Annotated in this window: 7 protein-coding genes; all 7 read right to left on the reverse strand. The window is 29.5% G+C overall.

Translation table 11 applies throughout. The features are described 5' to 3' along the window. Positions 1 to 6: 6 nt before the first annotated feature. Positions 7 to 3,690 carry a metallophosphoesterase gene (locus BLT70_RS00930; RefSeq protein ID WP_091890280.1) on the reverse strand — a complete coding sequence of 1,228 codons (3,684 nt, stop codon included), beginning with the start codon at positions 3,688 to 3,690 and terminating at the stop codon, positions 7 to 9. Positions 3,691 to 3,700: 10 nt separating this feature from the next. Next, a complete protein-coding gene (locus tag BLT70_RS00935; protein WP_091890282.1) occupies positions 3,701 to 4,291 on the reverse strand; it encodes an NTP transferase domain-containing protein in 591 nt (196 codons plus the stop codon). A 4-nt stretch (positions 4,292 to 4,295) separates the two neighbouring features. Then, positions 4,296 to 5,315 (reverse strand): XdhC family protein, encoded by a 1,020-nt coding sequence (locus tag BLT70_RS00940; protein WP_091890285.1) that lies wholly within the window; start codon positions 5,313 to 5,315, stop codon positions 4,296 to 4,298. A gap of 49 nt (positions 5,316 to 5,364) precedes the next feature. Next, positions 5,365 to 7,656 carry a BamA/TamA family outer membrane protein gene (locus tag BLT70_RS00945; RefSeq protein ID WP_091890288.1) on the reverse strand — a complete coding sequence of 764 codons (2,292 nt, stop codon included), beginning with the start codon at positions 7,654 to 7,656 and terminating at the stop codon, positions 5,365 to 5,367. A gap of 7 nt (positions 7,657 to 7,663) precedes the next feature. Further along, positions 7,664 to 12,664: a translocation/assembly module TamB domain-containing protein gene (locus BLT70_RS00950; RefSeq protein ID WP_172824368.1), complete on the reverse strand. Its 5,001-nt coding sequence runs from the start codon at positions 12,662 to 12,664 to the stop codon at positions 7,664 to 7,666. Between the two features lie 180 nt (positions 12,665 to 12,844). Continuing rightward, on the reverse strand, positions 12,845 to 14,062 hold the full coding sequence (locus tag BLT70_RS00955) for a bifunctional alpha/beta hydrolase/OsmC family protein (protein WP_091890291.1): 1,218 nt from the start codon (positions 14,060 to 14,062) through the stop codon (positions 12,845 to 12,847). An 85-nt stretch (positions 14,063 to 14,147) separates the two neighbouring features. Beyond that, positions 14,148 to 15,092, reverse strand: coding sequence for an aldo/keto reductase (locus BLT70_RS00960; protein ID WP_091890293.1), 945 nt, complete (start codon positions 15,090 to 15,092; stop codon positions 14,148 to 14,150). Positions 15,093 to 15,100: the final 8 nt, after the last annotated feature.

Raw genomic sequence — 15,100 nt, forward strand, 5'->3', positions numbered from 1 at the left:
AAAAAGTTAAAAAGCAAAGCCTAAAGTTAATGCCAATCTTACGTCATCGCTACTATTAAAAATAGAAATATTTCCAGACATCATATTTGCAGCGTTAAAGAAAACTCCACCACCAACAGAGGTGTTAAATTTGGTGTTTTTAAATGTTGTGTTTTGTTGCCCCCAAACACTACCATAATCAAAACCGCCAAAAACTCCAATATTTAAAGGAATTAAACTAGTTTTAAATTGTCTTAAATCTAAACGAATATCTGTACTATGATAAAAAGAATTTTTACCTGTAAAACGTTGATTTCTAAATCCTCTTAAACCATCATTACCGCCAATACTTGCTGCTTGATAAAACTGATAAGAATTTCCAAAAGTATGATGAGTTTTTAATTTAGTTGCTAAGACTAATTGTCCGTTTGCAGTTAATTTATGATCAAAAGAAATAGATGGAATTAAATAACCAAAATTACCAGCATTATTTAAGCTTGTTGTATAGCCCATTATTAAATCGGTTTTCATTCCCATAGTTGAAAAAGCTGGGTTATCTGTGTTTTCAAAATGATAACTAGCTTCTGTATTTATAAATTCTTTACTTTTAAAAATGGGATTATTTGGTTCAAGTTCACTATTTAAAAATCTGCCTAAAGTGTTTTCAACTTTAAAGGTTTGATAGTTAACTGCAAGTTTTATTTCTGCGTCTAAATTACTTTTCCAATTGATATAAGAACCAACAATAAATTTTCTAATTCTAACTCTATTATATTCTTCTTCTTCTAAGTTATCAGCTTCAAGATTAATAGAGTTGTTACCTAAGCCAAAATAATTTATTGCAAAATTAGGACTTGTAATAGTTGCGTTTATTCCTAAATTCCAACGGTTAAAAATGTTAGCAAATTCAGATGAATAATTAAGCTCAAATCCATTTGTGGCAAAATAATAAGAACCAGATAATGTATGTTGAGCGGTAAAAGGATTTCTTTCAAAGCCATAGGTTGTATATGTATTTGCAAACCCAATTTTTACGCCATCATCTGGATTAAAACCAATGGTTGGTGTTAGTATATTCTGATTGTTTTTTAATTTTTTGTAATCATACACATTTGTTTGATAATCATCTGTTAATTTTATTCTTGCATTTTTAGTTTTAAATGTGTTCTTCTTAGTTTTATAATCATAAATAATTACTTTTTTACCATTTTTAATTTTGTATTTATCATTATTTTGCCCGCCAATAAGTCTTAGTTTTATGAGCTTTTTTCCATTACCTTTTACAACAAAAACATCTTCATCATCTAAGCCATAAATCCAAATTTCTTTGGTTTCAGATTCATTGTAAGTTCGTTGGTGAAAAATATCATCTTTGTCACCATTTTTAATTCTATAACCTGTAATTTTTGTTTGTCCGTTTTGCAATCTTTCAATTTCAAACCAATCATCTTTTTGAGTTCCTCTAATAACTTGAAACTTGTTTATATGGTAAAAATAAGCATCAGATATTTTTTGTAAATTGTGTCTTCTTCCTTGTAATTTTCTTTTTATTTCTTGTATTGTTTCGTCTTTAACTTCATCAGGAAACTCTTTAAAAGCTTCATCAATTATGTCATCTGTAATATTATTGATAATAAAATTTACTTGTTTATCCCAAGTTTTTTTATCAGCCATAGAAATTAAAACCATGTCTAAAGGATAAGGTTCTAAATTAAACCATTTGGGACTTTTTAACTCTTCATTATAAGACCTCATTAAACGCAAAGCAGGCACTAAAGTTGTTAATGTATTTAGCAAAGCACCATCACCAAAAATAGAAAAAGCTTGATCTCGATCTCTAGGAACTGGTCTGTAAATTGTTTCGTTTTTTTCTTTAAAAACTGCCCATCGCCATTGATCTTCATGTCTATCCCAATCGCCAATTAACATATCAAATAAACGTGCTTTTATATAGGCTTCTTCATCTAAAATATGATTTTCGTTTTTGTTTAAATTTAGCAATAATTCATCTGTACTAACTAACGTATCAGAAAAACCAAAGCTAGCTTTATCGCCATGACCAGAATCTGTTCGTTCTTCAATCATGTATAATTCATTACCAAAATCATCATTAAATTGACCTAAACTAGGCTGTTTAGGAACATAATATAACACAGGATTTGTGTGATAAAGATCAATAGCATCAGATAGTTTGCCAATAGTAAAAGGTGCGTAAGGATGCGAACCTGTAAAAACATCTGACAATAAATTTTCTGTAGCAGTATCATCAAATTGACCTTCTATATATTGATCTTTAAAAGCCACAGCTTGCAAATATTGAACAGCATTTTTACGCAAAGCACGCATAACGTATTCACGTCCTTTTTTATCTTTAAGTCTTAATGATTTAGATTGATGACCACCGCCTTTTCTAATAGGTTTTAATCCGCCAAAAAGTGTGTCTAAATCTATCGTTGGTGCAATTACTTCTGTGCCAAAATATTTTCTATAACGTTCTCCCCACAAAAAGCGATACAGTTTACTTTTTGTAATTTCGTTTTGCGTATAAATAGATGCTTTTTTTTCTGTAATATTTTGTAGAGGAAATGTATTAAAAGTTTCTTTTTCATCTTCTGAATAAACCTGAGCTTGATATACTATTTTGTTATCTTTTACGGTGTAAAAATTAATTTGTGATGAACCATCTTTAAATACATCTAATTTTGCAAAACCCTGTTTTCCATAAGTAAATTTTGCGCCTCCAGATAATTTTGTTGCTTTAGTTTTAGAGCCAGAACCACTAATAATTTGAGGGATATTATCTTGAACTATATATTGTAAATTATGATCGTGACCAGAAACAAAAATGGTTTTATCATTTTCTTGAGACAAAGTTACAATTCGTTTTTTAAGTTCGTTGTAATTTTTATTTTGAAGATCTGTATTAGAAAGTCCAGAAGTTTTACGGATTAAATTTTTTAAAGAACCTAAAATTGGTAAAGGATTCATGTGGCTCGAAAACGAATATTTTCCACCATGAGAACCATTTGTAAACATTGGGTGATGCATAGCAATAATGGTTGTTTTTCCTCTTGCTTTTTTTATTAAACCTTCAAATTCATCAAAAAACTTATTTCTAGTTTTTATTTCGCAATTGTCATTTATTGTTGGGTGATTATCCCAATTTGTTAAATACCAATGTGTGTCTACAATAATTAAAACTATTTTTTTAGAAATATCTACTGATGTTAATGGGCAACCATTTTCGGGTAAAAAAGTGTTTTTTCCTAATGCTTTTTCAACTAAATCTTCTTCTCTTTTTAAACCATCTAAACCGTGATACCAATCATGATTTCCAGGAATAAAAATAGCGTTTCCTTTAAATTTCTTCGCAATATCTGTTTGTGCTTCAATTCTTCTTTTTGCTAATTTATATTTCTTAGATTTCTTTTTCTTTGGAATTCCTGATTCGTAAACATTATCACCTAAAAAAAGTAAGGTTGAGTTTTTAGAGGCACCTTTAATTTTCTTTTTTAAATATTTTAAAGCAGGTGAATCTTTTTTTAAAGTAGAATTACCAGCATCACCAATTAAATAAAAAGTATGGTCAATTTTAGAATCGTTTTTTTTAAGTTCTAAATTTTGATTTTCTGCAATTTGCATTTTCTTTGTTGCGCATGACGAAACCAAGAAAAGTAAGATTAACAAGAACGATTTTTTGAATAATTTCATAAATGCAAAATTAGCTATTTTTATATAACTCTAAGTCTTCTTTGGTGTCAATATCAAAGAAGTTTGTTGTTAGTTTAGGATAAATAACTTCATTTTTTTTCTGATTAATAAATTCTTTTGCACCTTTATCTCCTTTTATCAACAATAAATCAGCAAAATATTTTTGTGGAAAAAGTGCTGGTACACCTAATTGATTTCCATAATTAGAAGCAATAATTTTATCATGATTTTCTAAAAATAAATGAACTAAAGATCTTAAATAAGAACTTTCAATTGCTGGTTGATCTGCTAAAAGAATTAAAATTCCATCAAAATTTAAATTTTCTTTTTTAAAGTAATTAATGCCCGAAATAATACTAGAACTTAAACCATTTTCAAAATTCTTATTTTCAATAAATTGGATCTTTTCTGATGTGATTTTACGTTTAATTTCATCAGCATTTGCACCTAAAACACAATAAATGTCATCAGAATACATACTTTTAATTTTTTCTAAAGTAATATCTAAAAGTGTTTTATGATTTATTTTTTCTAACTGTTTTATGCTATTCATTCTAGATGATTTTCCAGCAGCTAAAACTAAAATAGCAATATGTTTCATAAATTTATGTATTGATTTTTCCTGTTAGATTCCTTAAAGAAAAAGGTTCTTTTTTTCTGATGACAGATAAAATTTCGGCAACAATAGAAATGGCAATTTCTTCTGGTGTTTGTGCACCAATATGCAAGCCTGCTGGTGTGTAAATCGTTTCTAAAAATTCGTCGGAAATATCAGGTACAAACTCAAAAAGTTCATTAAATAAACGCTCTCTTCTATTTGGTGCACCTAAAATGCCAATATATTTTGGTTTGTATTTAGATAATTTTATAACATATTTTAAATCTTGCACGTAACTATGATTCATAATTACGATGGCTGTATTTTCTTCGATATTTGTAAACTGAATCGTTTCTGCAGAATTACCATTTACCGAATTTGCACCCGGAAAGTCTTTTAATTCTTTGGAGTCTTTTACGCAGGTTATTACATCAATTTCCCAACCTAAAGTTGCGGCTACTTTACAGAGTTTAACGGCGTCGTGTTCGCCTCCAATTATAATCAATCGAAAACTTGGTTGTACTATTTGAGAGAAAATTAAAACGTCTTTTTTGTTTTTAGGTTCAAAGAATTTAGAAAATTGAAATTGTTCTTTATTGTTAAAAATAATTACAGAACCAAAATTGCCAAAAGCTTCATTTTCTTTTGTAAAATGACTTTCAATCTTTATGGTTTCTCTTTTAGAATTTGCATCAGAAAATTGTGTTATAAATTCATTAGAAATTAAAAAAGGTTCTATTAAAATATATAAAATGCCTTCGCAACCTAGTTTATATCTGCCATCGTAGGTAATTATTTTTGGTTTGTTATCAGAAAAAACACTTTTTGATCTATGTATAATTTCTTTTTCTACACAACCACCACTTACAGCACCAACAGAAGTTAAATCTTCTGAAATTAACATTCTTACCCCGGGTTTTCTGTAAGAAGAACCTTCTAAAAAGACAACAGAAGCCAATACGTTTTTCAACCCTTTTTGTTGATTTACTATGGCTTTATTTACTATTTCTTTGAGTTCGTGATTCATGAATAAAACTAAAATTTAGGTTTAAATATAAAACTATTTTTACATCAATTTAAAAAGGATATCCAATAGCAAAATTAAAAACAGGTTTGTCAATATTAAAATTCCATCGTTCTCCCTCTTCTAAAGAAGGATCATGAAAAGGAGCTGCCAAATCAAAACGGAGCACAAAACCCTGTACATCTACTCGTAAACCAACACCTGCGCCCATTCCTAATTCATTTATAAAGTTTGATGTAAATGTATCTGTAATGTTACCCTCATCATCATTAAAATCAGGGTTAGAAACCGTATTCCAAACATTTCCTGCATCTGCAAAAATAGCACCTTTAAGAATAGAAACTATGGGAAAACGATATTCTAAATTGGCCTCTAAACGTACGTTTCCTGTTTTGTCAAAATAAGAACTGTCATCATCAGTATTAGTCCCATTATAAGTTCCCGGCCCTAAAGATCGAATGCTAAAAGCCCTTACACTATAAGGTCCACCAGAATAATATTGTTTTACAAACGGAACAATATCAGAATTGCCATAAGCATAACCATAACCAGCAAATAATCTGGTGGCAATCGTTTGTTTGTTTTTGTTGCCAAAATTATAATGATACCTAAAATCTAAATCAGCTTTTGCGTATTGTGCATATTCTAAGCCTAAAAATTTATTGGTTTCATCCGTTTTTTTATCAAACAAACTAATGGAGTTTCCGGCAACATCTAAGGTAGTTTGTAAAAATAGTTGCTGTTTTTTAGCAGAATTTATCATTTCATTATAGGTGAATGAAAATGTAAGTCCGCTTATAAATTGCTGATCAAAACTACTTTCTAAATACGAGTTGTTGTCTAAAATTTCCTGAAATTCGGCTGTTGTGTTAGATAAACGTGTGTAATTTACCGAAATAGGATTAAACTCATAGGTAATATATTTATTGGCATTCCAAGTATAACCAAACAAGGCTGTTCCAGATAAAAGTGTATATAAATCGCTTCTGCTTAAATAAGTGGCACTAATACTTGTTTTTGTTTTAGGGATAGAATAATCGAAATAATCTTTATTAATTGCAAATGGCGCAATAACTCTAGGGAAGACAATTTCACCTTTTAAACCCAATTCTAAACTGGTTAATCCAGAGATACTACCGTTAGAAATTTGTGTTTCATAACCAATATTAGTGCTAATATTTAACGTTTCGCCACCTTTAAATAAGTTTCTGTTACTATAGGTTACAGCCAATTCTGGACCAGCAAAATTATTAGATTTAGTAACTGCTTGCAGTTCTGTTCTTATTGCGCGTTTGGTTAAAGGCGATAAAAATATGTTGGCTTCTAAAGAACCAATACTATCTGTAAGCGCGTTTTTTATTTCTTTGTATTGAATATTTACAAATTTGTACGTACCTATTGATGACAGTCTTCTGGCAGTATTTTTAGAAGTTAATGGGTTGTAAAATTCATCTTCTTTTAAAGTGATAAAATCATCTAAATATTTTGGGGCAAAAAATACAGTGTCTTGCAGGTAGTTTTTATCTTTAAAACGATTTTTTTTTATCTCTGTAGAATCATTTAAATTATAATTTGGATAAATATTGATGTTTTTAATTTTATAAGGAACGGTTGCTTTTTTGGGAACATTTGCTTTCAATTTTAAAAATAAATCGAACTTTTTAGTGTTGCTTCTATTGGTGTCAGCTTCAAATAATAAAAAATCTGAATTAAAATTGTAATATCCTTTTTGTTTTAATTCGGAATCTAAACGCAGTCTTTCTAACTTTAAAGTGGTTAAATCAAAACGCATATTTTCTTTAATAATAGAGGCTTTTGTTAAGCTTTTTACATCGTTATAAATGGGCAAAACCATGCTGTCTATTTTGTAGGTTGCTATTTTGTAAGGTGCAGGAATTTTTAATTGATATGTTATGGCAGCCTCTTTTTCCTTTTCTGTAAATTCAGAATTAATTCTACTATAGAAAAAACCATAGTTTTCTAATTTATTTCTTAGAGTTTTTTTGTTTTCTAACTCATTTATATCTGATTGATAAACCGGTTTTTGTCCGAATTTTTTATACAACCATCTGTTTAAAAAGTTGGTTTTTTCTTGCTGATTTTTGTAGAAATAATACAATCCAAGGTGCATGCCAAGAAACTTTGTATTTGGCTGTTTACTTAATATAGAAGATAAATCGGTTTTTAGTTCGTCTATTTTTTCTACGGTAGTGTCTGCTTCTATTTCTATGCTTGCACCAGTATATAAGCGTTTGTTTTCTGGTATGTGTTTTTTGATGCCACAACTATATATAAGTAGGCATATAATTATGAAAAGACTGTAATTTTTATAGTTTTTTTTCAAAATTTAGTTACTTTTTATTTTCAGATTTTTCTACTTTATTCACAGATTTTTCTACTTTTTTAGAACGTAAAATAGCATCCCAGAGTTGCTGAAACTCATTGAATTCTTTGGTAAAGATTAATGCAATTCCGCTTACAATAGTTTGCCCGTCAATTACGTTTTCAAACTCACTTTTTCTAAAACCTTTTAAGCTGTATCTTCCATCTTCTGTAAGTCTATATTCTAAACTTACATTTCCAATTAATGGCGATTCCTCTCCGGTTTGGCTACTTCCTTGTATGTCTATTTCGCTACCAACTCTTACGGTTAAACGATCGTTAAATAATTTTTTTTGGGCAGCAACATCTAATTGCGTTCTATCGGTTGGTGTGTCTCCTTGGTAATCTGTAAAACTATTTAAACCGAAATCTAACTGTACACCAGAGCTGCCTAAAAGTTTATCGGAAAAAGAGTTTAATTGACCAGAAACTGCATCATTTAAATTATTTCTTGCAATGGTTGCAAAACCACCAGAACTACCGTCGCTCCCAGAATCTGGATAAAATCGACTTAAAACTAATAAAGAAAATACTTGTTTATTTAACTCGTCTTCTTGTTGATTAACTTGTTGCACACGATCGTAAACTTGACCGCTAATAGCACCTTGCTGATCTTCTGGCATGTCTAAATTAAAAGATATTTTTGGTTGTAACAATTCGCCAGCAATATTTAAATACACGTTAAAAGGCAATACTTGTTTGTATTTATTTTGTACCGATGCATCTTCGCCAGAAATTTGCGACGCCATTAAATCTGAAGCAGATGTTTTTAAAGTATACTTTGTTTGGATGTCTAACTTTGCATCAAAAGGATCTCCTGCCCAAGAAATTCTACTTCCAGGAACTAGAACAAATTTTCTGTTTACAACATTGTATAAGTTTAGTTGATATTGGCCAGAAGCAACTTCATAAGCCCCTGTTAAAGATACATCTCCATTCGGATTCATTAGAAAAATAAAATCTCCATCACCAGAAACCTTAAAATTATCACCAGTTTCTTCATCAATAATAACAGTTACGGCAGCTTGTTTATCAATTTTTAAAAGTGCTTTTATATCAAAGCCAGTAATTGTTGCCGTTTCTTCTTGTTGTTGTGTTAAAATTGCATCCGGATTTTCTCTATTTACAAAAGCAACAACGCCGTCTCTTTCTTCAATATTTGTGTAGGTAGAAGGTAAAACATAGGTAATGTCTGTTTCTGAACCAACCACTAATTTTGTGTCTAATTTAGGAATTTGTAAATCTCCGGTTAGCTTTGCATCCGCATTAAAAGTAACTTTACCATACATAGACTCGTTGTCTTCTTTGGTTGCGTTTAAAACCCGAAAGTTTTTGGCTTTTATATCTAAATTAAAGGAAGGATTTATAAAACTCTTGGTTTTTATAGCACCAGATAATACCAAAGAATTATTTTCTGCATCTAAAATTGTAAAGTTAGACATGCTTAAACCTTTGTTATCGATATTTAAAGTTTCGTTTTGTAACTTAAATTTTGTGTTTAGTTTGGCAACATTAAAAGTAGCGTTTGTAAATTTTAGATTTCCGTTATATTTTGGTGCTGATGTTTGACCTGTTATTTTAAAATCACCAGAAAAACTACCCGAAGTTTCTTTAATTTCTCCAAAAGAAAGCGTGTTTAGAGCTTTCATTTTAAAAGAATTAATTAACAAATCTAAATTTAAATTAGCATCGTTGTTTTCTGATAAATAATCTCCTTTAATATCTAAATCTACATCGCCTTCTTTTAATGAAACATTAAAATCATACTTTCCATTTTCTAAAGATTTGGCATCTATATTTAATTTACCAAAGTCTGTTTTTAAAACTTTTAATTTACTAATATTTAAGTCGGCAATAATACCTGTGTTTTCAAAAGGTTGTTCTAAAATAAAATTTCCATTTAAAGTTCCTGTTGCAATTTCTTTGTCTGGACTTAAATAATTAAAAATTTCATCAATTTTAAAGTTTGCATAATTTAGAGCAATATGATCTTTAGAAATACTCGAAATTTTATCGGTAATTTCTATAGATTGATTTCCAAGACTTATTTTAAAATCAGAAAATGTTAGTTTATTATCTTTAAAAAGAATGGCATTGGTTTTAGGGATTTTCCATTGATTACTATTTAACAATAAACTATCTTGATGAATTGTAAATTTTAATTGATTGTTGTTTTTGGTGATAACTGAATTTACATTTATCAATTTGTTTCCTTGGTAAGAACTTAAAAAATTAAGCAATAAATCTTTATCTTTTTTATTTCCTTCGATGCTTGTTTTGGGTATATTTAAAGGACCAGCAGTTATGTTTTTAAAACCGATATTAAAATTGAATTCCTCTTTATTTGTGTGCATAGAAAAAGACAAACTGTCTAATTTATTATCGCTAAAGTTGATGTGTGGCGCAGTAATATTAGCGGTTAATTTTTGATTTTTTTCTTTAAAATCAACATTCATATTTACGGTATCTAAATCTTTTAAATTAACTAAAAACACTTCATTTAAAAGAGGAGCTTGAGAAATTTTTGCTTTTAAAATTAAATGAACCGGATTTTTAATTGTGTCGGAAACAATACTGTCTTTAAAAAAATAACTAGAAACATGACGCTGTAATGCAGTGCTAAATGTTTGCGGATCTGTGTTTGATTCTAGTTTTAAATCTATCATTTTATTATTGATAGAAACTGCTGTGGTGTCTTTATCTACAAACGCCTTAGCAGCTAAAGAACCTAATAAATAGGTTTGATTATTATAGACAATTACACCATTTTTAATATTACTTTTTACGGCGTATTTTTCTGAGTTTCCAGTAAAATCTAATGAAAGTTCCATAGCCGATTTTACCTTACGTTGCATTAAACCAAGCGCTTGTAAATCTGCGCCAATAAGGTTTAAATTTAAAGTTGCTTTTGTATTTATAGTGTCTAAATTTACCAGTGTATTTAAGTCTAAATTTAGATTTTTGTCTTTATATGTAGTTGTAATTTTACCTTTGCTGTTTTTTAAGTTTCCAGAGATGTTTAAATCTTTAATTACATAGTTTTCTAATTGAAATTTAGAAATGTTCGTTGCTAATTGAGCATCTAAATCTTGTAAGTTTTTACCGTTTCCAGAGGAATTTAAAGTAACGCTTAATTCTCCAAAATTAGGATTTATCAATAAATCTCCAACATTGTAGTTTTCAATATTTACAATTACATCGTACTTTATTTTAGCTTCGTTTTTAAAGTTTCCTTTAATCTTTGCAAGACCTTGTGTTGTGTTTATTGTTGTCTTTGTAGAGATGTTATGTAAAGAACCATTTACACTGCTGGTAATTACAATATCTTCGGGTAAATGAATGCCAAATTCTTTTTCGTCTATAATTTGTAAAAGGTCATTTCGTTTTGTCTTTGCTTTAAAATTTGCAATGTTTAATTGTAATTTATCTGGGTTTGTACTGTTTTTAATGTTGCCATCTAAAGACATTTTGGTAGCAAATCCCCAATTTAGGTTTGTTTTAGAAATATTTAAATCTGCTAAAACTCCATTAATATTTACTTTTCCAAAAAGCTCTTTTTTACTTAATTTAGAAATGTATTCATTTTGTTTTAAACTAGGTTGAAACGTAAAAATTTCTTCTAAAAAAATGGAGAAAGACGGAATTCCTAATTGAATTCTTGTATTTTCTGGTGATGAAATTAATTGTGAAATAGACTTGTAATTAGCGTTTGCAAAACCAGTAATCTTACTTTTATTTAAGTTGATATTTAGTTCAGAAACTTTTAATTCAGTGTCTGTTATTTCTGTATTTAATGTAAATTTTTTTAACCGAAAGCCTGATTTTTCTTTAAAATTAAATGCAGACATTTGCAAACCTGCTTTTTTATCCTTCAAGAAAATATCCGAAGCTTTTAATGTTAGCTCTTCTAATGCAATGGCATTCGGATTAAAAATGTTTTTCACCACTTTTTCATTATTTACAAAATACTGAATCTTGTTATTGTCTAAGTCAATTTCATCTATTTGTATGTTATAATCGGGCCAAATAAAAGCAGTGTTATTGTTTGTTGTTGTTTCTGCAACAGTTGAATTAGTGGAAGTTGTTTTTAAAAGAATATCAGAGTTCTTAAGTTGTAATGTGCTAAGATTAATTTGGTTTTCTGCTAAATTTATTTCAGGAATTGTAGTGTAAAAATCACTAATATTTACATCGGCAATTAAGTTATTTGCTGAATTCTCGTAATACGTTTTTACATTTTTTAAAGTGATATTTTTTGCTGATAAAACGGGTGAAACAGATGCTGCAGTTGAAGTATCTTTAGCCACAGATTGCTGAATTAATTTGATATTTGTATCAGAAAGACCTATTTTATCTACGTTAAAAGTCATTTTTTCTAAATCTACTTTATCTATACTAGCAGTTAGATTTCCAATTTTAAAATGACTGTTAATTCCTAAAACTTCATCATTAAAAACAACATTAATATTTTCTAAATTTAGATTTCCAAGTACAATATTTAAAGGTTCTTTGTCTGTTTCTTTAACAGTAGTGGTTGTTTCTCCATCGGCAAAAGCATCTACTAAAAATTGAAAATTATACCCAGAAATAGTGTCATCTCTTTTAATATTGGCACGCAATCCCTTCCATTTTAAATCATCAATACCAACAGAAGTTCCTCTTATCATAGACCAAAGCGGCAAATTTGCTTCTAAAGATTTAGAGTACACTAATGTGTCTCCTTTGGTGTCTTCTAAATACAAACCATCTAATTGCAGACCACCTTTAAAAGTTAAAAAAAGTTTGTCTATAGAAATTTTAGTATTGGTTTTGTTAGAAACGTAGTTTACGGCTTTGTTTACAACAATATCTTGTCCCCAAGGGCTTCTAATAAAAAGGATTAATAAACAAATTAGAAATAGAAAAGCTAAGAAGATTCGTAAAAATCTTCTTAAAAATTTGTGTTTTTTATTTCTGGTTTTTTTAGACACTATGATTTAATGGTTTTAGCATTGCAAATGTAACTTACAAATGCTATTCAAATTGTCCTTATATCATAAATTTTTAACTCTTTTGCTAAAATTAGACAGCTTTCTGTATTTATTTAGAAGCTATTCTAAAACTGTACATGTATAAAAAAATAGTAAGATTCTTATCTATGATTTTTTGGGTTATACTAATTCAGTTTCTATAATAATATCGCTTTGTAAAGTTTTGTGAACAGGGCATTTTGCCGCAATTTCTTTTAAACGTTGTGTTTGTTTTTCATCTAGATTTCCAATAAACTTTAGTTTTTTCTTTAAATGATCAAAACGAGTTGGTTTATTTACAGCAATATCTAAGTCGTCACTATGTTTTTTAGAATACGTAATGTATACAAAGACTTCCTGTAAGTCCCATTTTTTTTGGGCTGCATACATTTTTAAGGTCATTACAGTACAAGCAGCTAAACCTGCGCTTAAAAAATCATACGGAGAAGGACCAAAATCATCACCACCAACACTTACGGGTTCATCTGCTATAAATGAGTGTTTTTTAGTCTGAATTGAAGTTGTAAAATTGTCTTCTAATAAGTTTAAATGACCTACTAATTGCTCACCTTCGGTAGAAATCATGTTGTTCTCTTCAGGCTCAAAATAGCGTTCCACCCAAGTGCCTATCATATTACCAACATAGATGCTGTCTTTTGGTTTTGATAATAAATGATCTGCATCATCTAAACTAACAAAACTCTTTGGGTGCATGGCATTATGATAAATCTCATGCGCATTTTCTATACCCACAACGTTATCAAAAGGAGCGTGCATTACCAAGATGGGTTTGCGCAAGTCTTTAATAATTTTTGGTAAATCGGTTTTGCCAAAATCGTTTACAAAATCTTGATTTATTTTAAAAGGACGACCTCCAATTTTTACTTCTACATCTCCTTTTTCTGGAATTTTTTCTATTCCGTGAGAGAATAAATGAGTTACGTGCCCAACAGTGGCAGGTGCGCCAACAGTAGCAACAGCTTTTATGTTTTTTAATTTTGAAGCCGCCACAATAACAGCTGCACCTCCTAACGAATGACCAACTAATAACGATGGAGCTTTGTAGTTTTTTTCTAAAAAAGCATTTACCGCTAACAAATCTTCTACATTGGCAGAAAAATGACTTTCAGCAAACTCGCCTTCGCTTCTTCCTAATCCTGTAAAATCGAAACGTAAAACGCCAAAACCATGATTAGACAAAGAACGACTGATGTTTTTTACCGCGTTAAAATTACTGTTGCAAGAAAAACAATGTGCAAAAATGGCAAATTGATTTGGTTTTTCATTTGCAGGTAATTCTAAATACGCTTGTAATTTTAAGCCTTTTTTGTTTCCGATTTCTAATTTAACTGTATTCATTTTTTTTTGATTTTTTAGGTAGTCGGAATAAAGTGAGGTGCTTTACGTTTGTTTAAATTTTTGGAATAAAAATTTTTAGCTTGTATTAATTCCATGCCAATTGCTTTCTTTCTGCCCAATAAGCATCAGGCGAAATTTTAAACGAATTTAAAGTTTCAATTTCTTCAGAAGAAAGCATAAAAGAATTCAGTTTTAAATTCTCTTTTAATTGTGATATGCTGCTTGCACCGCTTAAAACGGTTGCATTAGAAACGGTTTGCTCGCAATATTTTAAAGAAATGGCGTCTACACCAACATTGTGTTGTTTGGCTAACTCTTTTAATGTTGCATACATTTTGGCATAATGAGGATATTTTTTATTACTAAAAATCCTTCCATTAGCCAACGCTTCTTTAATTACAATCGATTTATTTTGTAGGTTTAACTCATCTAAAATTTCTAATAAACTTTGGTCTAAAAAATTATAGGTTACTTGAAATACATTAAAAAGTGGTTCTCCATCAACCAAAACATTTAACCCTTTTTTAATCACTTCAACCTGATTTGTTCCTGTTGTCGTTAATCCTATTTTTAGGTGGTGTTCTGTTTTTAAGTAAGCTAAATATTCTAAGACTTCTTTATTTTCTAAAACTCCGGTTTCTAAGGTCGCAGAATGAATTTGATACACTTTTAAATAGGGTAGTAGTTGTTTAGAAAATTTCCATTGCTCTTTTAATTTTGCTAAACTGTGTTCTTTTACTTCGTGCACTGTTGCGTTTGCATTAAAATTTGCAGTGTACGTATACCCCCATTTTGTACCAATTTTTATAGAAGTATTATTTTTGGTTTGCAACCATTCTAAGACTAATTCTTCTGCCAAACCATAACCTGGAGCCGTATCAAAATAACGGATTCCTAAATTATAAGCTTCTTCTAAAACGGCAAAACTTTGCTTTCTAAATTCAGCTAAGTTGGAGTTGTCACAACTTTCTGTTCGTACATTAATGTATTGAGGTCTGCCTAAAGCAGCGGTTCCTAATCCTAATTGCATATTTTTTG

This window comes from Polaribacter sp. KT25b (assembly GCF_900105145.1).
Lineage (GTDB): Bacteria > Bacteroidota > Bacteroidia > Flavobacteriales > Flavobacteriaceae > Polaribacter.

Bases quoted from the DNA above. Each gene is read 5' to 3' on its own strand.
- BLT70_RS00930 (WP_091890280.1), bottom strand. From the start codon at position 3,690: ATGAAATTATTCAAAAAATCGTTCTTGTTAATCTTACTTTTCTTGGTT.
- BLT70_RS00960 (WP_091890293.1), bottom strand. From the start codon at position 15,092: ATGCAATTAGGATTAGGAACCGCTGCTTTAGGCAGACCTCAATACATT.
- BLT70_RS00940 (WP_091890285.1), bottom strand. From the start codon at position 5,315: ATGAATCACGAACTCAAAGAAATAGTAAATAAAGCCATAGTAAATCAA.
- BLT70_RS00935 (WP_091890282.1), bottom strand. From the start codon at position 4,291: ATGAAACATATTGCTATTTTAGTTTTAGCTGCTGGAAAATCATCTAGA.
- BLT70_RS00955 (WP_091890291.1), bottom strand. From the start codon at position 14,062: ATGAATACAGTTAAATTAGAAATCGGAAACAAAAAAGGCTTAAAATTA.